At 73.7% G+C, this 17,801-nt stretch carries 19 protein-coding genes; 6 read left to right on the top strand and 13 right to left on the bottom strand.

Features of this window, described 5'->3' with window-relative positions; translation table 11 throughout:
- The 10 genes from AC2H4J_RS13185 to AC2H4J_RS13140 all read right to left on the bottom strand — a co-directional run bounded on the left by AC2H4J_RS13185 (position 1) and on the right by AC2H4J_RS13140 (position 10,959).
- Positions 1-1,167, bottom strand: coding sequence for an alpha/beta fold hydrolase (locus AC2H4J_RS13185; protein WP_487465323.1), 1,167 nt, complete (start codon positions 1,165-1,167; stop codon positions 1-3).
- Positions 1,167-2,303: an alanine racemase gene (gene alr / locus AC2H4J_RS13180; RefSeq protein WP_487465322.1), complete on the bottom strand. Its 1,137-nt coding sequence runs from the start codon at positions 2,301-2,303 to the stop codon at positions 1,167-1,169. Before alr ends, AC2H4J_RS13185 begins: the two co-directional genes overlap by 1 nt.
- Positions 2,300-3,757, bottom strand: coding sequence for an NAD(P)H-hydrate dehydratase (locus AC2H4J_RS13175; RefSeq protein ID WP_487465321.1), 1,458 nt, complete (start codon positions 3,755-3,757; stop codon positions 2,300-2,302). Before AC2H4J_RS13175 ends, alr begins: the two co-directional genes overlap by 4 nt.
- A 76-nt stretch (positions 3,758-3,833) precedes the next feature.
- A complete protein-coding gene (locus tag AC2H4J_RS13170) occupies positions 3,834-4,223 on the bottom strand; it encodes a holo-ACP synthase (protein WP_487465320.1) in 390 nt (129 codons plus the stop codon).
- A 19-nt stretch (positions 4,224-4,242) separates the two neighbouring features.
- Positions 4,243-6,120: a glutamine--fructose-6-phosphate transaminase (isomerizing) gene (gene glmS / locus AC2H4J_RS13165; protein ID WP_487465319.1), complete on the bottom strand. Its 1,878-nt coding sequence runs from the start codon at positions 6,118-6,120 to the stop codon at positions 4,243-4,245.
- Positions 6,121-6,297: 177 nt separating this feature from the next.
- Positions 6,298-7,641: a phosphoglucosamine mutase gene (gene glmM, locus AC2H4J_RS13160; RefSeq protein WP_487465318.1), complete on the bottom strand. Its 1,344-nt coding sequence runs from the start codon at positions 7,639-7,641 to the stop codon at positions 6,298-6,300.
- Between the two features lie 11 nt (positions 7,642-7,652).
- Complete coding sequence (rpsI, locus tag AC2H4J_RS13155) at positions 7,653-8,072, bottom strand: 30S ribosomal protein S9 (protein WP_487465317.1); 420 nt, start codon at positions 8,070-8,072, stop codon at positions 7,653-7,655.
- Entirely contained in the window at positions 8,069-8,512 is a 444-nt protein-coding gene (rplM, locus tag AC2H4J_RS13150; protein WP_487465316.1) for a 50S ribosomal protein L13, read from the bottom strand. The genes rpsI and rplM overlap by 4 nt, the downstream gene beginning before the upstream one ends.
- A 196-nt stretch (positions 8,513-8,708) precedes the next feature.
- Positions 8,709-10,334 (bottom strand): S8 family serine peptidase, encoded by a 1,626-nt coding sequence (locus tag AC2H4J_RS13145; RefSeq protein ID WP_487465315.1) that lies wholly within the window; start codon positions 10,332-10,334, stop codon positions 8,709-8,711.
- A 139-nt stretch (positions 10,335-10,473) separates the two neighbouring features.
- Complete coding sequence (locus tag AC2H4J_RS13140; RefSeq protein WP_487465314.1) at positions 10,474-10,959, bottom strand: beta-class carbonic anhydrase; 486 nt, start codon at positions 10,957-10,959, stop codon at positions 10,474-10,476.
- An 84-nt stretch (positions 10,960-11,043) separates the two neighbouring features.
- On the opposite strand from AC2H4J_RS13140, the gene moeA reads away from it, so the two are divergent.
- From moeA to AC2H4J_RS13125, 3 genes are read left to right on the top strand one after another with little or no spacing between them, the layout of a single operon-like run.
- Positions 11,044-12,246, top strand: a complete 1,203-nt coding sequence (gene moeA / locus AC2H4J_RS13135; protein ID WP_487465313.1) for a molybdopterin molybdotransferase MoeA — start codon at positions 11,044-11,046, stop codon at positions 12,244-12,246.
- Positions 12,243-12,716 (top strand): cyclic pyranopterin monophosphate synthase MoaC, encoded by a 474-nt coding sequence (moaC, locus tag AC2H4J_RS13130; protein ID WP_487465312.1) that lies wholly within the window; start codon positions 12,243-12,245, stop codon positions 12,714-12,716. The genes moeA and moaC overlap by 4 nt, the downstream gene beginning before the upstream one ends.
- A 34-nt stretch (positions 12,717-12,750) precedes the next feature.
- Positions 12,751-13,254 (top strand): MogA/MoaB family molybdenum cofactor biosynthesis protein, encoded by a 504-nt coding sequence (locus AC2H4J_RS13125; protein WP_487465311.1) that lies wholly within the window; start codon positions 12,751-12,753, stop codon positions 13,252-13,254.
- On the opposite strand, the gene fdhD is transcribed toward AC2H4J_RS13125, so the two are convergent.
- Positions 13,248-14,081: a formate dehydrogenase accessory sulfurtransferase FdhD gene (gene fdhD / locus AC2H4J_RS13120; RefSeq protein WP_487465310.1), complete on the bottom strand. Its 834-nt coding sequence runs from the start codon at positions 14,079-14,081 to the stop codon at positions 13,248-13,250. The two genes, AC2H4J_RS13125 and fdhD, sit on opposite strands and share 7 nt — an antisense overlap.
- Positions 14,082-14,122: 41 nt before the next feature.
- Between fdhD and mobA the strand changes: the two genes are divergently transcribed.
- Genes mobA through AC2H4J_RS13105 form a run of 3 tightly spaced genes read left to right on the top strand, consistent with a single transcriptional unit; the run spans position 14,123 to position 16,139 of the window.
- A complete protein-coding gene (mobA, locus tag AC2H4J_RS13115) occupies positions 14,123-14,761 on the top strand; it encodes a molybdenum cofactor guanylyltransferase (RefSeq protein WP_487465309.1) in 639 nt (212 codons plus the stop codon).
- A gap of 48 nt (positions 14,762-14,809) precedes the next feature.
- Positions 14,810-15,448 carry an AMIN-like domain-containing (lipo)protein gene (locus tag AC2H4J_RS13110; RefSeq protein ID WP_487465308.1) on the top strand — a complete coding sequence of 213 codons (639 nt, stop codon included), beginning with the start codon at positions 14,810-14,812 and terminating at the stop codon, positions 15,446-15,448.
- 10 nt (positions 15,449-15,458) lie between these two features.
- Complete coding sequence (locus AC2H4J_RS13105) at positions 15,459-16,139, top strand: NAD(P)H-binding protein (protein ID WP_487465307.1); 681 nt, start codon at positions 15,459-15,461, stop codon at positions 16,137-16,139.
- On the opposite strand, the gene truA is transcribed toward AC2H4J_RS13105, so the two are convergent.
- Together truA and rplQ are read right to left on the bottom strand one after the other, a co-directional pair.
- Positions 16,117-17,031, bottom strand: coding sequence for a tRNA pseudouridine(38-40) synthase TruA (gene truA / locus AC2H4J_RS13100; protein WP_487465306.1), 915 nt, complete (start codon positions 17,029-17,031; stop codon positions 16,117-16,119). The two genes, AC2H4J_RS13105 and truA, sit on opposite strands and share 23 nt — an antisense overlap.
- Positions 16,970-17,686, bottom strand: a complete 717-nt coding sequence (gene rplQ / locus AC2H4J_RS13095) for a 50S ribosomal protein L17 (RefSeq protein ID WP_487465305.1) — start codon at positions 17,684-17,686, stop codon at positions 16,970-16,972. Before rplQ ends, truA begins: the two co-directional genes overlap by 62 nt.
- Between the last annotated feature and the right edge of the window lie 115 nt (positions 17,687-17,801).

Raw genomic sequence — 17,801 nt, 5'->3', positions numbered from 1 at the left:
CTACCCGGCGCGCTCCTCCGAGGCGGTCGCGCGGCGCAGCAGGGCGGTGAGGGCGGCGTTCACCTCGGCCGGCTTCTCCAGCAGGACCATGTGCCCGGCCTCGGGCACCACGACCAGCTCGGCGTCCGGCAGGAGCTCGGCGATCCGCTCGCTGTGCTCCTTGGGGATCAGCGTGTCCTTCTCGCCCGTGAGGATCAGCGTCGGCACCTCGCGCACGGGCTTCAGCGATCCCGTGTGGTCCAGGCCGGCGATCGCCGGGTAGAACTCCGCGATCACGTCGACCGGGGTGCCGGCGATCATCGCGTCGACGTAGTGCCCGAGCGCGGGGTCGACGTCACCGGAGCCGAACGACAGCGACCGGGTCGCCGCCGAGACGATGCCCGCGGCGAGCCGCCGGGTGCCCTCGGCGATCCGCGGCCGCCGGCGCATGGTCCACGCGGCCACCGGGAGAACCGCGGCACGGACCCGCGTGAGCAGCTCGGGCAGCCCGAAGGTGAGATTCGCGAGGTTGCCGCTGCTGGTCGACATGAGGGCGACCCCCACGACCTTCGGCCCGAACAACTCCGGGTGCAGCGCGGCGAGGCCCATGATCGTCATGCCGCCCATCGAGTGGCCGACCAGCACCACCGGGCCCCGCGGCACGCGGGTCTCCAGGACCGTGGCGAGATCCCGGGCGAGCTGCTCGATCGTCGAGCTCTTCGACGAGCCCCGACCGGACGCCCCGTGGCCGCGCTGGTCGTAGAACACCAGCCGGGCCGCGGAACTCTTCGCCGACGTGAGCTCGGCGGCCAGCGTGCGGCGCTGGAACGCCCAGCAGGCCATCGACAGCGTGTAACCGTGCACGAAGACGACAGTCAGCGGGGCCCTGGCGGGGCCGATCTCCTCGACGGCCAGCAGGACGCCGTCGTCGGCCTGCACCAGCGCGGTGCGGTCGGCCGCCCGCGCGGCCGGGCCGAGCGGGTCGTCGGCGCGGAACTCCGCCTCGGTGGCCTCCGGGCCGGCGAGCCCCTCGGACAGTTCGGGAGCGCGTCCGCGCCCCCGGCGGCTGACCGCCACGCCGGCGGCGGTACCGGCGGCGGCGAGGCCGACCAGTCCCCCGATGACGCCGGCGGGGTGTCGGGCGATCGCGCGGGTCAGACCGGTCCGTCCGGCCGGCGCCGCTGCCATCAGACCGCCCCTGCCGAGCCGACGTACCGCCGGGCGAACCGACCGCCGACCCGGGTCACCAGCTCGTAGTGGATGGTGCCGACGGCGTCGGCCCACTGCTGGGCCACCGGCTCGCCGCCGTCCCCGGGACCCCAGAGCACGGCTGCGTCCCCGGGCCGGACGGCGGCGTCGCCGACGTCGAGCACGAACTGGTCCATGCACACGCGGCCGGCGATGGTGCGCTGCTGCCCGGCGGCCAGGACCGGTGCGGTGTTTCCCGCGGCCCGCGGCACCCCGTCGGCGTACCCGACCGGCACGAGGGCGAGCGTCGTCTCGCGGTCGGTGACGTAGGCGTGTCCGTAGGAGACGCCGGAGCCCGGGGGCACCCGCTTGGTGAGGGCGATGGGTGCCTGGACGGTCATGGCGGGGCGCAGGCCGTAGTCCTTCGGGTCGCCGCCGAGCGGGTCGAGCCCGTAGAGGGCAACGCCGGGGCGGACGAAGTCGTACCAGGTGTCGGGCAGCGCGATGGTGGCCGCGGAGTTCGCCAGGTGCAGCCGGGCGTCGGTCAGCCCCGCGCCGCGCGCGATCGCGACCGCCTCCTCGAACACCCGCACCTGGGCGGCGATGGTCGGGTGCGTGGGCGCATCGGCGTAGGCCATGTGACTCCACAGCCCGACGACGCTCACGTCGCCGTCGGCCTGGGCCCGCGCCGCGGCCGCGACCAGGCCGGGCCAGTCGGCGGGTGTGGCGCCCTCACGGCAGAGGCCAGTGTCGGCGAACAGGTGCAGCCGGGCCGGCGACCCGGTCGCCCGGGCGGCGGCGACCACCTCGGCCAGCCCCCACTCGGCATTGACCGAGACCTGCACATCGGCCGTCAGGGCCGGTGCGAAGTCTGTGCCGGGCCCGTGCAGCCAGGCCAGCAGCGGGGCGGTGATGCCGGCCGCCCGCAGGGCGAGGGCCTCGGCCAGGACAGCCACGCCCAGGTAATCCGCCCCACCGGCCAGGACGGCCCGGGCCGAGGGCACCAGCCCGTGCCCGTACCCGTCGGCCTTGACGACCGCCATCAGCGGCCGACCGACCCGCTCGCGCAGCACCGCCGTGTTGGCGGCGATGGCGTCGAGGTCGACGACGATCTCGGCGCGGGCTGGGGAGGTCACGTCCCCGAGTGTCCCAGGCGGGAGGCTCCGAGCCCGCGCACCCGGCCGATCGCCTCGGGGAGCCGCCGGACGAGGTCGCCGGCGATCAGCGGCCCCCGCTCGGCGGCGAGCTGCCCGGTGCGGCCGTGAAGGTGTGCCGCGACGGCGCCCGCGACGTGCGCGTCCATGCCGGTGGCCAGCACGGCTCCGGCGATCCCGGACAGGACGTCGCCGGTGCCGGCGGTCGCCAGCCAGGGCGTGCCGGTGGCGTTCACGAACGCGGTGCCGTCCGGGCCGGCGACCACGGTCGCATCGCCCTTCAGCAGCACGCTGCAGCCGAGGTCGGCCGCGAGCCGCCGGGCGGCGCCGATCCGGTCGCTGCCGACCTCGGTCCCGAACCTCTCGAACTCCCGGTCGTGCGGCGTGAGCAGGGTGGGCGCGGTCCGGCCGCGCACCAGGTCCTGCTCGCGGGCGAGCAGGGTGAGGGCGTCCGCGTCGACCACCACCGGCAGCTCGGTGGCGAGCACCTCGGCGAGCACGCTGCGGGCGTCGCCGTCGGTGCCCATGCCGGGACCGACGACCCACGCCTGCACCCGGCCGGCGTCTCCGGGCCGCCCCTCGGTGACGATCGCCTCCGGCCAGGCCGCCCGGACGCCGTCCGCCGCGGTGCCGGCGTAGCGCACGAGACCGGGCCGGGTACGCAGCGCGGCACCGGTGCACAGGACCGCGGCGCCCGGGTAGGTGGTCGATCCCGCCACCACCCCCACCACGCCCTGCGAGTACTTGTCGTCGCCGGCCGACGGCACCGGGAGGCGGCCGGCCACGTCGGCGTCGGTGAGCCGGAATGCCGAGGCGGCCGGCAGGTCGAGCCCGATGTCGACCAGGTGGACCTCTCCCGCATACCCGCGGCCTTCCCCCACGACCAGCCCGGGCTTGACCGCCCCGAAGGTGACCGTGTGCATCGCGGGGAACGCGACGCCGTCGACGGCTCCGGTGTCGGCGTCGATCCCGCTCGGGACGTCGACGGCGACGGTCAGCGCGGCCGACGCCCCGGCCAGGGAGGCGAGTTCGGCCGCGTCGGGCCGCAGTCCCCCGCGCCCGCCGATGCCGAGCATCCCGTCGAGCACGAGGTCGGCCCGGCCGACGGCCTCGGCGGCGTTCCCGCTCAGTACCCGGCCGCCGGCCGTCCGGAGGGCCGCGAGGCCGCGAGCGTGTGCGCGGTCGGGGTCGAGGAGGACGGCGGTGACGCGGGCGCCGCGGCGTGCGAGGTGAGCGCCGGCGACCAGGGCGTCGCCGCCGTTGTTGCCGGTGCCCACCAGGAGGACGACGCGGCGGCCGTAGAGCGTGCCGAGGAGGCGGGTGCAGACCGTGGCCAGACCGGTGGCCGCCCGCTGCATCAGCGCGCCCTCGGGTGTCCTGGCGAGGACCGGTTCCTCGGCGGCCCGCACCTCCGCCGCGGTGAACAGACCGATCACGTGACCTCCTCGCCGGCGCTCGTCCCCCACGTGATCGGCCGCGATGCTGCGTCTTCGCGTGACCTCGCACGCTCGGTCACGAACCGGCCCCGATGATCAGGCCCTCCGCGATCACCAGCGCCGAGGCGATGCCGCCGTCGTGGCTGAGCGAGACGTACCAGGACGTGACCCCGAGCTGCGCCGCGCGACCGGCGACCGTCCCCCGCACCTCGATGTGCGGCCGGCCGTGCTCGCCGACGGTGACCTCGGCGTCGTGCCAGTGCAGGTCACCCGGTGCGCCGAGCGCCTTGGCCAGCGCCTCCTTGGCGGCGAACCGGGCGGCCAGCGACTCGCCGGTGCGCGGACTTCCCGACGGTGTGAGCTGCTCGGCCGGCGTGAACAGCCGGTCCCTCAGCCCAGGAGTGCGCGTGAGCGACTCCGCGAACCGCTCGACCGGCACGACATCGATCCCGACCCCGATGATCACGCCGGTCAGTGTGCCGGAACTACTCCACGGTCACCGATTTCGCGAGGTTGCGGGGCTGGTCGACGTCCAGGCCCCGCGTGTCGGCGATCTCGCAGGCGAACACCTGCAGCGGCACCGTCGTCACGACCGGGGCCAGCAGGGTCGGGGTCCGCGGGACCCGGATGAGGTGGTCGGCGTACGGCACGACCTCCTCGTCGCCCTCCTCGGCGATCACGATCGTGCGGGCGCCGCGGGCGCGGACCTCCTGGATGTTGGAGACGACCTTCCCGTGCACCGACTCCCGGCTGCGCGGCGACGGGACGACGATGATCACCGGAGTGCCCTGGTCGATCACCGCGATCGAGCCGTGCTTGAGTTCGCCGGCCGCGAATCCCTCGGCGTGGATGTAGGCGAGCTCCTTGAGCTTCAGGGCCCCCTCGAGCGCCACCGGGTACCCGACGTGGCGGCCCAGGAACAGGATCGTGTTGGCCTCGGCGAGGTCGCGGGCGAGCAGGCGGACGGGCTCCATGCCGGCGAGCACCTCGGCGACGGCCTCGGGGAGGCGGCGAAGGTCGGCGACGATGGCCGCGACCTCGTCCTCGTACTTCACGCCGCGCACCTGGGCCAGGAAGAGGCCGACCAGGTAGCACGCCACCACCTGGGTCAGGAAGCCCTTCGTCGACGCAACGGCGACCTCGGGCCCGGCGTGCGTGTAGAGGACGGCGTCGGACTCACGCGGGATGGTCGAGCCGTTGGCGTTGCAGATGGCCAGGACGCGGGCGCGCTGGTCCTTCGCGTGCCGTAGCGCCATCAGCGTGTCCATCGTCTCGCCGGACTGGCTGATGACGACGACCAGCGTGGATCGGTCGAGCACCGGGTCGCGGTAGCGGAACTCGCTGGCCAGCTCCACCTCGACCGGGATGCGCGTCCAGTGCTCGATGGCGTACTTCGCGATCAGTCCGGCGTGGAAGGCCGTGCCGCAGGCGACGACGAAGATCTTGTCGATGTCGCGCAGCTCCTGGTCGGAGAGCCGCACCTCGTCGAGGACGAGCTCCCCCTGAGCGCCGAGCCGGCCGAGCAGGGTGTCGGCCACCGCCTGCGGCTGCTCGGCGATCTCCTTGAGCATGAACCAGTCGTAGCCGCCCTTCTCGGCGGCGGCGGCGTCCCAGTCGACCGTGTAGGCCTTGGGCTCGACCGCGGTGCCGGCGAAGTCGGTGACGGTCAGGCCGCGGGTGCGGTCGATCTCGACGACCTGGTCCTGCCCGAGCTCGCGGGCCTCCCGCGTGTGCGCGATGAACGCCGCGACGTCGGAGCCGAGGAAGTACTCCGAGGTGCCGTCGCCCGTCTCCCCGATGCCCACGACCAGCGGACTGCTGCGCCGGGCCGCCACGAGGGTGTCGGGCTCGTGCGCCGACGTGGCGACCAGGGTGAAAGCACCCTCCAGACGGCCGCACACCGCGCGCATCGCCTCGGCCAGCCGGCCGGGGCCGGTCGGCAGCCCGGCATAGGCGGCCGCGAGCAGGTGCGCCACCACCTCGGTGTCGGTCTCGGAACGGAACTCGATGCCGGCCGTCTCGCACTCGTCCCGGAGGACGGCGAAGTTCTCGATGATCCCGTTGTGGATGACGGCGACCGTGCCGTCGGCCGACAGGTGCGGGTGGGCGTTCCGGTCGGTCGGGCCACCGTGCGTCGCCCACCGGGTGTGCCCGATGCCGATCGTGGCCGTCGGGAGGGGGTGGTCGGCGAGGACCTTCTCGAGGTTGGCCAGCTTCCCGGCCTTCTTCGCCGAGCTCAGCTGCCCGTCAGCGACGACGGCGATACCGGCGGAGTCGTAGCCCCGGTACTCGAGCCGGCGCAGTCCCTCCAGGACGACGTCCCGGGCGTCCTGGGGACCGACGTAACCCACGATTCCGCACATTTCACCGAGGGTACCGGGCGATGACACTGGCTATGACACTGTCGCCCTCCGGGCGACACCGCGGCCAGGAGCGGCTCCCTGTCTGCCCCGAGCGTGTCCCGCCCCTTCTCGGGGACCCTCCGGGCCCCCTCGTCGGAGCGCCTCGCGAAGCGGCTCGCCGACTCCACCTGCGGTCCCTCAGCCGACCTTCGCCACGACCTCGGCGAGGCGGGCGGCGACGGCGTCCGCCTGGTCCTGCGTGGGCGCCTCGACCATCACGCGGACCAGCTGCTCGGTTCCGGAGGGTCGGAGCAGCACCCGCCCGGTGTCCCCGAGCTCCTCCTCGACGGCGTTGACCGCTTCGGCGACGTCGTCGTTCTCCACGACGGCGATGCGGTCGGTGACGGGCACGTTCACGAGGACCTGCGGGAGCCGCTGGACGACGGCGGCCAGCTCCGCGAGGGACGCACCGGTGGCCCGCATGCGGGACATGAGCGCGAGGCCCGTCAGCGGGCCGTCGCCGGTCGTGGCGTGGTCGAGGAACACCAGGTGCCCGCTCTGCTCCCCGCCGAGGCTCAGATTCCGCGATCGCAGCGCCTCCAGCACGTACCGGTCGCCGACGGCGGTGGTGTGCACCGCGATGCCGGCGTCGCGCATCGTGTGGTGGAAGCCGAGGTTGCTCATGACCGTGGCGACCACGGTGTCCTGCGCCAGCGCGCCGCGCTCGTGCAGCGCCAGGGCGCACACGGCCAGGATGGCGTCGCCGTCGACGAGTTCGCCGTCGGCCGTCACGGCGAGACAGCGGTCGGCGTCGCCGTCGTGGGCCAGGCCGAGGTCGGCGCCGGTCTCGCGCACGGCCGCGATCAGCGGGCCGAGGTGCGTGGAGCCGATGCCGTCGTTGATGTTCCAGCCGTCGGGACGGTCGCCGATCGCGTGCACCGTCGCCCCGGCCTCGCGGTACACCTGCGGCGCGATGGTGGCGGCGGCGCCGTGCGCGCCGTCCACGACGAGGGTGAGCCCGGACAGCGGCCGCTCGACCGTGCCGAGCAGGTGCGCGACGTACTCGGTGGAGGCCTCGGACAGCTCGCGGACGCGGCCCACGCCCGCTCCGGTGGGCCGGTCGTCGCCGGAGGACCGGGACGTGACGATCCGCTCGATGGCGGCCTCGAGGGCGTCGGGCAGCTTGTGGCCGCCGCGGCTGAACAGCTTGATGCCGTTGTCGGGCATCGGGTTGTGACTCGCCGAGATCATGACGCCGAGATCGGCGTCATGAGCCGCCGTGAGGAACGCGAGCGCGGGAGTCGGGACGACGCCCGCGCGCAGCACCTCGGCGCCGGCGCTGGTCAGCCCGGCCACCACCGCGGCCTCGAGCATCTCCCCGCTGGCGCGGGGGTCGCGCCCGACGACCGCGACGGGACGCGAGGTCCCGTCGCGGTCGGCGAGGACACCGGCAGCGGCACGCGCCACCGAGAGGGCCAGCTCCGGCGTGAGGTCGGCGTTGGCCAGACCGCGCACACCGTCTGTCCCGAAGAGGCGACCCAACGGGGTGCGGGTCAGCGCTTGGAGTACTGGGGAGCCTTGCGGGCCTTCTTGAGCCCGTACTTCTTGCGCTCCTTGACCCGCGGGTCACGGGTGAGGAAGCCGGCCTTCTTGAGGGCCGGACGGTCCTCGCTCTCGACCTCGATGAGGGCGCGGGCGATGGCCAGGCGCAGGGCACCGGCCTGACCCGTGACGCCGCCACCCTTGAGGATGCCGACAACGTCGTACTGCTCGCCCTTCTCCAGGGTCACGAACGGCTCACGGATGAGCTGCTGGTGCACCTTGTTGGGGAAGTACTCCTCGAGGGTGCGTCCGTTGAGCTTGAACTGGCCGGTGCCGGGCAGCAGACGCACCCGGACGATGGCCTCCTTGCGGCGGCCGACGGTCTGGATGGGACGCCCGTCGGCGTCGGTCACGGTCAGCGCGCTGGTCACTGGGCCACCTGCTTGATCTCGAAGGTCTGGGGCTGCTGCGCAGCGTGGGGGTGCTCCGGGCCTGCGTAGACCTTGAGCTTGGAGAGCATCTGCCGGCCGAGGCTGTTGTGCGGCAGCATGCCCTTGATCGCACGCTCGACGACGCGGTCGGGGTGGGTGCGCAGCTGGTCACCGACATTGATCGTCTTGAGGCCGCCGGGGTGACCGGAGTGGTGGTAGGCGCGCTTGTCCTCGCGCTTGGAGCCGGTCAGCGCCACCTTGCCCGCGTTGACGATGACGACGAAGTCGCCGACGTCGACGTGCGGGGCGTACTGGGGCTTGTGCTTGCCGCGCAGCAGCTGCGCGGTCTGGCTGGCGAGTCGACCGAGCACCACATCGGTGGCGTCGATGACATGCCAGGCCCGGGTGATGTCTCCGGGCTTGGGTGAGTACGTGCGCACGGCGCTCGTGTCCTCCGTCGTCGTCGGGAAGGCTGGTGGGTTCGCCTCACCGAACACGGGAGACGGAGCAGCACGCGCGGCACCAGCCGGCTCACGCGCCAACCGAGCACGATACCAGCCGCCGGGCGGGCGCTTTCCCGCGGACGGACGAGGGGCCGGCCGCGACGCGACCGGCCCCTCGCCGTACTGCCTCAGGTCAGTTGTTCGACCTGTCGTTGGTCACCGCAGCCAGGGCGTCGGCCTGGCCCTGGCCGTACCAGGACGTGTGGCCGCCGTTGCCCTGGCACTTCTGCGGGGCACCGCTGTTCGCGCCCGTCACCGATGCGTAGTCCGGCGACGTCGGCAGGGTGGACGGGCAGGCCTGCGGATCCGCCGTCTGGCTGATGATCTGCTCGACCCTGGTCGGGCTCATCTTGCCGTTCTTCGGGTTCTTCAGGTCGCCGTACCGGCTGATCACGAGTGCCGCGAGACCGGCCACGTGCGGGCTGGCCATCGACGTGCCTTGCAGCAGGCAGTACGTCCCACCGGTAACGCCCGCCTCCTGGACGAGGAAGCGCGTTCCGCACTCGGCAGCCAGGGTGGCCGGCCAGGTGGACAGGATCAGGCCCTGGGCTGCTTGCGCCCCCGGGTCGGTGCCACGGAAGTAGTAGTCGCCGCCGGGCGCGGTCACGTCGGCCGAGCTCATGCCGAACGACGAGTAGTAGGCCTTCAGGTTGTCCGGGTCGTCGCCGGCACTCGTGTCCTGGACGTAGCTGCCCGTCGCAGTGACGCCGATGACGCCCGGCAGCTCGACCGGGAGGACGACGCAGGCATTGGTGACGGCCCGCTCCTGCTCGGAATTCGGCGGGAAGTCCGGGCTCGTCACGTCCGTCGTCGGGTGCGACAGGTCCTCGCTCTCGTTGCCCTCGGCCGAGACCACGGTGACGCCCTGGTTCTGCGCGTACTTGACGGCCCGCTGCACGGCCTTCCAGATGGCGCGCTGCACCGGGTCGTTCTTGCAGTTGTAGAGGTACGGGTCGACGTAGTAGCTGTTGTTGGTCACGTCGATGTGCCGGTCACCGGCCCAGACGAACGCGCAGACCACGGCCTCCGGGAAGAAGTACCCGTCGGCATTGCCCGCCTTGATTCCCGCGATCCTGACGTTCGGCGCGACGCCGACGATGCCGAGGTGGTTCGACGCCGCGGCGATCGTGCCGGCGGTGTGCGTTCCGTGTCCGTTGTCGTCGTCCGCGGCCGCGGCTCCCTGGACGGGAGCGCCGGACAGGCAGTTGGCGCTGTCCGCGTCGGAGATGTTCTGCCGGAGGTCGGGGTGCCGGTAGTCCACGCCGGTGTCGATGGTGGCCGCCACGACGGCGGGGCTGCCGCCGGTGATGGCGTGCGCCTCCGGGGTGTGCATCTGCCGCATGTCCCACTGCATGCCGGAGAACGTGTCGGCGTCCGTCGCCGGGGCGTTCGGCAGGTCGCCGGGCGCCGCCTCCTGCTCCTGCACGTCCTCGAGCCTGGTCGCGTAGTTCGCGGTGGCCGACGCACCCTCGACCTTGTTGTTGGCCCGCAGGGTGTCCCCGAACGCGGTGTTGGTGCTACGGGCGACCATGACGCCGATCTGCGCGTAGTCCTTCACCACGGTGCCGCCGGCGCCGGTGACGATGGCAGCGGCGTTCGACGGACTCGTGTTGCCCTTGAACAGGACCAGGTAGGTCTGCGTCGGGCCGGTCGTCCCCGCGGGCGCGGCGGTGGCCGCGGTGGGGGCGACGACACCGGTCGCGGCGATCACCGCGGCACCGGCGAGGAGGCGACCGAGTCGCCGTCCTGTCATCTGCATGCTGATTCTCCGTTTCCGTTCCGATACACGCCGTGATCGGCGTGGAACGGACGCTAAGACGGAGTGACCGAGCTCACGACTTGAAATGACAGATCCGCGACTGGGGCGGCGCGTCGCGTCGCGACACGCCGTGCGCGGCTCACACGACCTCGTGCAGGAGCCCCGTCTCGACGTCGTAGACCGTCCCGCGGACGTCGTTGGAGAGCAGGTAGGGGCTCTCCTTGATCAGCCGGATGGATTCCCGGACGTCGTCCTCGACGTCGGTGAACGCCCGCGCCGACCACGGCGGACGACGTCCGGTGGCCTCCGCGACCGTGTCGGAGAAGGAGACGTCGTCGGTGGTCGTCAGCCCGCAGTTGGTGTGGTGGACGAGCACGATCTCCCGCGTCCCGAGCGCGTGCTGGCTGATGGTCAGCGAGCGGATGACGTCCTCGGTGATGACGCCACCGGCATTGCGGATCACGTGTGCGTCGCCGATGTCGAGGCCCAGCACCCCGAACAGCGGGATGCGCGAGTCCATGCAGGCCACCACGGCGACCTTGCGCGCCGGACGCACCGGTTTGCTTCCGGGGAACTGCGTGGCCCACTTCTGATTCGCCTCGAGCATGCGGTCGATCTCGGCCACCAGCACCTCCGTGTCTCGTCGTTGCTCCGACCCTAGCTGCGCACTCGCGACGTGGCCGCCGGAAGGATCGGACAGGATGGGGTCGTGCGCACCGTCGAGGAACACCAGGCAGTCGTCGCCGCCCTGCTGTCGCCGCTCGCCGAGGAGGACGTGCCGCTGGCCGAGGCCCATGGGCGTGTCCTCGCCCGCGACGTGGCCGCGGCGGTGGCGCTGCCGGGCTTCGACAACTCCGCGATGGACGGCTACGCGGCGCGCTGGGCCGATGTGTCGAGCGCCGGGCAGTCGCCGGTGCGGCTGCCGGTGGCCGACGACATCCCGGCCGGACGCACCGACGTCGCCCCCCTGGCCCCCGGCACCGTGCAGCGGATCATGACGGGCGCTCCCCTGCCGGCCGGCGCCGACGTCGTCATCCCGGTCGAGCTCACCGACGGCGGCACCGGGACCGTGGAGATCCGCGACGCCCTCCCGCGGGGCAGCCATCTCCGAGCCGCCGGCGAGGACATCGCCGCCGGCACGGTCGCCCTCACCGCGGGGTGCCCGCTGGGGGCCGCCCAGCTGGGCCTGGCGGCCGCCGTGGGTGTCACCAGCCTCCCGGTGCGCCGCCGTCCGCGCGTGCTCGTGCTCTCCACCGGCAGCGAGCTCGTCGCCCCCGGGCAGCCGCTGCTGCCGGGGCAGATCTACGAGTCGAACTCGCAGTTGCTGGTCGCCGCGGTCGACGAGGCCGGGGGCGTGGCCCGCCGGCTGCACTTCGTACCGGACGACGTCGACGAGTTCCTCGCCACCGTGCGCAGCGAGCTCGCCGGGGCCGACCTGCTGCTCACCAGCGGGGGCGTCAGCGCGGGCGCCTACGAGGTGGTGAAGGACGCCTTCCGCGGACTGGGCACTGTCGAGTTCACCAAGGTCTCGATGCAACCCGGCGGCCCGCAGGGCGCGGGCACGGTGGACGGCGTCCCGGTGGTGACCCTCCCCGGCAACCCGGTGAGCGCGTTCGTCTCCTTCGAGGTCTTCGTCCGTCCCGCCCTGCGCAGGGCGCTGGGCCACGCCTTTCCCGACCGGCTGCGCGCCCCGGCTCGCCTGGCCGGCCCCCTGAGCTCTCCCGCAGGCAAGCGGCAGTTCCTGCGCGGCCGCTACGACGGGGGGCGGGTCTCCCAGGTCGGCGGTCCGGGATCGCACCTGGTCGCCCACCTCGCGCGGGCCAACTGCCTCGTCGTCGTCCCCGAGGACGTCACCGACCTCCCCGCCGGAGCCGAGGTCGACGTCGTGCTGATCGAAGGAGCCCTCCAGTGACCGAAGCGCGGTTGACCCACGTCGACGAGTCCGGCGCGGCCCGGATGGTCGACGTCAGCGACAAGGCGGTGACCACGCGGGTGGCCACCGCGGCCGGGCGGGTGCTGGTCAGCCCCGAGGTCGTCGCGCTGCTGCGCGGCACCGGGGTGCCGAAGGGGGACGCCGTCGCGGTGGCGCGGATCGCCGGCATCGCCGGTGCCAAGCGGACGCCGGACCTCGTCCCGCTCTGCCACCCGATCGCCCTGCACGGCGTCACCGTCGATCTCGAGGTCACCGACGACGCCGTCGAGATCACCGCGACCGCGCGTACCGCCGACCGCACCGGCGTGGAGATGGAAGCGCTCACCTCCGTGGCCGTCGCGGGGCTGACCATGATCGACATGGTGAAGTCGGTCGATCCCCGCGCGTCCATCACCGACGTCCGGCTGCTGGCGAAGTCCGGTGGGAAGAGCGGGGAATGGACGCGGTGAGCGTTCGCGCAGCCGATCGCGCAGCGGAGAAGGGATGGACGCGGTGAGCGAGTTGCCGGCCGACGCCCGCGCCGTCGTCGTCACCGCCTCCAACCGGGCCAGCGCGGGCGTCTACGAGGACCGCAGCGGGCAGGCGCTCGCCGCGGGGCTGCGGGAGCTCGGGTTCACCGTCGAGGGCCCGCACGTCCGCCCCGACGACGTCGCCGAACTCGAGGCGGTGCTGCGCGCGGCGGTCGACGTGGGCTTCGACGTCGTCCTGACCACCGGCGGCACCGGGCTGTCCCCCACCGACGTCACGCCGGAGGCCACCCGCGCCGTGCTCGACCGCGAGGCACCGGGCATCGCGGACGCGATCCGCCGGTACGGGGCGGAGAACGGCGTGCCGACGTCGGTGCTCTCCCGCGGCCTGGCCGGCGTCGCCGCCCGCACGCTGATCGTCAACCTGCCGGGGTCGACCGGAGGCGTGCGCGACGCGCTGGCCGTGCTCGGCCCGCTGCTCCCCCACGTGGTCAGCCAGCTGCGCGGCGGAGATCACTGAGCCGGGAGGACGATCCGTTCCTGGCGCGTGTAGACGTTGCAGCCGTCGCCGCGGAGGAAGCCGACGAGCGTGATGCCGACCTCGCGGGCCAGCTCGACCGCCAGGGACGACGGCGCCGAGACCGCGGCGAGCACCGGGATGCCCGCCATGGCCGCCTTCTGGGTCAGCTCGAAGCTCGCCCGGCCGCTCACCATCAGCACCGACCCGGCCAGCGGCAGGCGGCCCGCACGGACGCCGTCCCCGATGACCTTGTCGACGGCGTTGTGCCGGCCCACGTCCTCGCGCAACGTCCCCAGTTCCCCGGCGGCGGTGAACAGACCGGCGGCATGGAGTCCCCCGGTCTTCTCGAACACCTGCTGCGAGCCCCGGAGCTGGTCGGGCAGCGTCAGCAGCACCTCGAGCGGGAGGCGGAGGCCGTCGCCGTCGACGTCGTAGCGCGTCCTGGTGCGGATCGCGTCGATGCTCGCCTTGCCGCACACCCCGCACGAGCTCGACGTGTAGAAGTTCCGTTCCAGGCCGGTGTCCGGCATCGGCACGCCTGACGCCAGGTCGACGTCGACGACGTTGTAGGTGTTGCGCCCGTCCGCGTCCACCGAGTCGCAGTAGCGCAGGCCGGCCACGTCCTCCGGCCCGCTGATGACGCCCTCGGTCGCGAGGAATCCGTGCACGAGGTCGAAGTCGTCACCCGGCGTGCGCATGGTGACCGCGAGCGCCGTCCCACCGATCCGGATCTCGAGCGGCTCCTCGGCAGCGACGGTGTCCGGACGGGTCGTGTGCTGGCCGCCCCGGATCCGCAGCACCGGCGTCCGGCTGGTCACTCGTCCCACATCGAGGACGGTACCCACCGTTTCCGATCTACGGTGTCGCCGTGGATCCGGGGACGCGGTACACCGCCGTGGTGCTGGCCGGGGGCAAGGCGGCCCGGCTGGGCGGCCAGGCCAAACCCCAGCTGGAGGTGGGCGGACGCACGATGCTGGCGGCGGTGCTCGACGCGGTGGCGGACGCCGAGCTGCGGGTCGTCGTGGGCCCTCCGCAAGCCGTCCCGGCCGGGGTCCGGCAGGTGCGCGAGGAACCGCCGCGCGGGGGGCCGGTGGCGGCGCTGCGGGCCGGTCTGGCGGAGGTCGCCACCGACGTCGTCGCGGTGCTGGCCGGTGACCTGCCCTTTCTCACCGGCGCCCTGGTCGCCGAGCTCCGTGGGCGGCTGACCGACGACGGCGTCCTGGTCGTCGACGACGGCGGCCGCGACCAGTACCTGCTCGGGGTCTGGCGGACGGCGGCGCTGCGGACGGCCACCGCCGACGTCCGAGGTCCGACGTCACTGCGCCGGGTGCTGGCGCCCCTGGTCGTCACCCGCTACCGCCCGCCCGTTCCGCCGGGAACACCGCCGCCGTGGACCGACTGCGACACCCCCGCCGACCTCGCCCGGGCCCGCGCCGCCGCCGGGGACGCGCAGCCGCCGGCCGCGCGGCCGTCGCTGATGCCGCGCTTCCTGAGCCCCCCCGAGTGAGCCGACCGGGTTAGCCTCGCCTCCCCGCGCCCGGAACAGAGGCATCCGATGGATCAGCGTCGCCGCGTCGCCGCGCTCGTCATCGCGCTGCCGTTGCTGCTCACGGGCGCCTGCACCGTCCGCGTGGAAGGTCACATCTCGGCGGCCACCCGGTCCACCGCGGCGCCGCGGACCACCACCCCCGAGAGCACGCCGCCCTCGCCGTCCCAGGAGGCGCCGACCGACGAGGCCCCAGCGACGGGCACCGACTTCCCCGCCGGCACCTCCGACACGGGCGGACCGGCACAACCGGGGTCGTCGGCCGACTCCGCCGGCCAGATGCACGTGAAGGGCATCCGGATCTCGTCGAACCAGGGCTACACGCGGCTGGTCGTCGACCTGACCTCGCACGGCGTCCCCGCGTGGACCGCGCGCTACACGGAGGCGTCCGGGCCGGGCGGCAGACCGGTGCAGATCGAGGGCAAGGCGTTCCTTCGCATCGCGCTGCAGACCGGCGCCGATCCCGGCAACCAGGGCCAGAACGACACGAGGATCTCCCCCGGGCCCGTGGCCGAGGCGAAGACGACCGGCTCCTTCGAGGGGGTGGAGGAGGTGCTGATCGGCATGCGGGACGGCGAGACCCCCTTCCGCTCGTTCGCCCTCACCGACCCGGGCCGGATCGTGATCGACGTGCGCCCCGCCGGGTAGAGACTCCCGCATGCGTCTCGTCATCGCCGGAGCCCACGGGCAGATCGCCCGCCGCCTCGGCCGCCTCCTGTCCGCCCGTGGCGACACCGTCGTCGGGATCATCCGCAACCCGGCCCAGGCGTCCGACGTGGTCGGCGACGGTGTCGAACCGCTCGTGCTGGACCTGGAGTCGGCCCGTCTGGAGGACGTCACGGCGGCCGTCGCGGCCGCCGACGCGGTGGTCTTCGCCGCCGGTGCGGGACCGGGCAGCGGGGCGCCCCGCAAGGACACCGTCGACCGCGGCGCGGCAGTCCTGCTCGCCGACGCCGCCGAACGCGCCGGCGTCGGGCGCTACCTGCTGATCTCGTCGATGGGCGTCGACTCCGTCGCCGACGGGGCGACGCGCGAGGGCGTCGACGAGGTGTTCCTGGCGTACCTGCGGGCCAAGTTGGCCGCCGAGCAGGACCTGCTGGGCCGCCCGGGGCTGGCCACGACGGTCCTGCGCCCCGGCGGGCTGACCGACGAGCCGGGCACCGGCCGGGTGACGCTCGCCCGGCACGTCGATCGGGGCAGCGTCCCGCGGGACGACGTCGCCACCGTCCTGGTCGCCCTGCTGGACGTCGAGCCGCGGAACCTCGTGCTGGAACTGATCGGCGGCGGCACCCCGGTCGACGAGGCGGTCGCTGCTGTCAGGCTCGACGGGCGCGGGTGACGGCGGCGCGGGCCGCGAGGTCGTCGTCCGCCGGGTAGTCGACCCGCACCAGGGTGAGCCCGTGGGCCGGCGCGACCGGCACGTCCGAGGCCCGCTCGGTGCGGCGCAGCAGGCCAGCCGGCCACTCGGGCAGCCGCCGGCGCTCGCCGACGGCCAGCAGGGCGCCGACCAGGCTGCGGACCATCGAGTGGCAGAACGCGTCGGCCGCCGCGCTGATCTCGACGATGCCGCCGGTGCGGACGACGTCCAGGGCGAGGAGCGTGCGGATCGTGGTCGCCCCCTCGCGCCGTCGGCAGAAGGCGGCGAAGTCCTGCTCACCGAGCAGCAGGCCCGCCGCCAGCGCCATGGCGTCGGAGTCGAGCGTGCGGGGCCAGCCGACCGTGTCCGCACGGCGCAGCGGCGGTGGGCCCGCCGGGTCGTCGGTGAGCCGGTAGACGTAGTGCCGGGCCAGGGCGCTGAACCGGGCGTCGAAGTCGGGGTGGGCCTCGCTCACCGCAGGCACCGCGATGTCCGGCGGCAGCACTCCCCGCAGGCGGCGGACCAGCTTGGGTCCCTGTTCCGTCCACAGCTCCCGCGGCACGTCGCAGTGGGCGACCTGACCGATGGCGTGCACGCCCGCGTCGGTGCGGCCCGCCACGGTCAGGTCGACGTCGGTGCGCAGGACGGTGGCCAGCGCCTGCTCGAGGTCGCCCTGGACGGTGCGCTGGTCGGGCTGCCGGGCCCAGCCGTGCAGCGCCCGGCCGTCGTAGGAGACGGAGAGACGAAGACGGACGAGCCCGCCACCGGTGTCGGTGGCGGGCTCGTCCAGTTGCGGCTGGGTGTCCAGCGGACTACTTCGGGTCCGGCGCGGCCTCGCCGCCAGGCGCCTGCTCCCCGGCAGTCGCCGCGTCACCGAGCTCGGCGGCCTCGATCTCGGCGGCCGCTGCCTCAGCGACCTCCGGCGAGACGTTGTCACCCTCCACGACCGCGCCGTTCTCGGCGATCGGCTCCGGGTTGACGTCGCCGTCGTCCTGACGCTCGCCGTCCGGAACGAACACCTCGGTGACGACGTCCTGAGCCTCTGCGGACTCGTCGGCCGTCTCCACGGCGTCCGCCGTGACCTCGCCGGAGGCGGCGGCCGCACCGGCGCCGGAGGCGAACCGGGTGCCGCGGGCGCGCTCGGCCTCGCCGACGGCCTGCTGACCGACGGTCAGCGCCTCGACCAGCTCGATGACCGCCATGGGGGCGTTGTCGCCCTTGCGCGGACCGACCTTGGTGATGCGGGTGTAGCCGCCGGGGCGGTTCTCGTAGCGAGGCCCGATCTCGGCGAAGAGGGTGTGGACGACGTCCTTGTCCCGGATGGTCGTCATCACCTGGCGACGGGCGTGCAGGTCACCGCGCTTGGCGAACGTCACCAGCTTCTCGGCCAGGGGACGCAGGCGCTTCGCCTTGGTCTCGGTGGTGGTGATCCGCCCGTGCTCGAACAGCGAGGTGGCCAGGTTGGCCAGCATCAGCCGCTCGTGCGAGGGGGACCCGCCGAGACGGGGGCCCTTGGTGGGGGTGGGCATGTCGGTCCTTCCTCAGGCGGCCGGAGGGAGTGCCGGCTGCGTCCTTGGTGGTGCTGTACGTCCGTCTGGTGCTGGTGGTGCTGTCGTCCAGTGTCGCGCTGCGGAGCGCGGTGCC

It is taken from the genome of Blastococcus sp. OS1-29 (assembly GCF_057628075.1).
The sequence above is the reverse complement of the archived record's forward strand: the minus strand, read 5'-3'. Positions and strand labels throughout refer to the sequence as shown.

Bases quoted from the DNA above. Each gene is read 5' to 3' on its own strand.
- AC2H4J_RS13185 (WP_487465323.1), bottom strand. From the start codon at position 1,167: ATGGCAGCGGCGCCGGCCGGACGGACCGGTCTGACCCGCGCGATCGCC.
- glmS (WP_487465319.1), bottom strand. From the start codon at position 6,120: ATGTGCGGAATCGTGGGTTACGTCGGTCCCCAGGACGCCCGGGACGTC.
- AC2H4J_RS13145 (WP_487465315.1), bottom strand. From the start codon at position 10,334: ATGCAGATGACAGGACGGCGACTCGGTCGCCTCCTCGCCGGTGCCGCG.
- AC2H4J_RS13125 (WP_487465311.1), top strand. From the start codon at position 12,751: ATGGACGCGGTGAGCGAGTTGCCGGCCGACGCCCGCGCCGTCGTCGTC.
- AC2H4J_RS13110 (WP_487465308.1), top strand. From the start codon at position 14,810: ATGGATCAGCGTCGCCGCGTCGCCGCGCTCGTCATCGCGCTGCCGTTG.
- AC2H4J_RS13105 (WP_487465307.1), top strand. From the start codon at position 15,459: ATGCGTCTCGTCATCGCCGGAGCCCACGGGCAGATCGCCCGCCGCCTC.
- rplQ (WP_487465305.1), bottom strand. From the start codon at position 17,686: ATGCCCACCCCCACCAAGGGCCCCCGTCTCGGCGGGTCCCCCTCGCAC.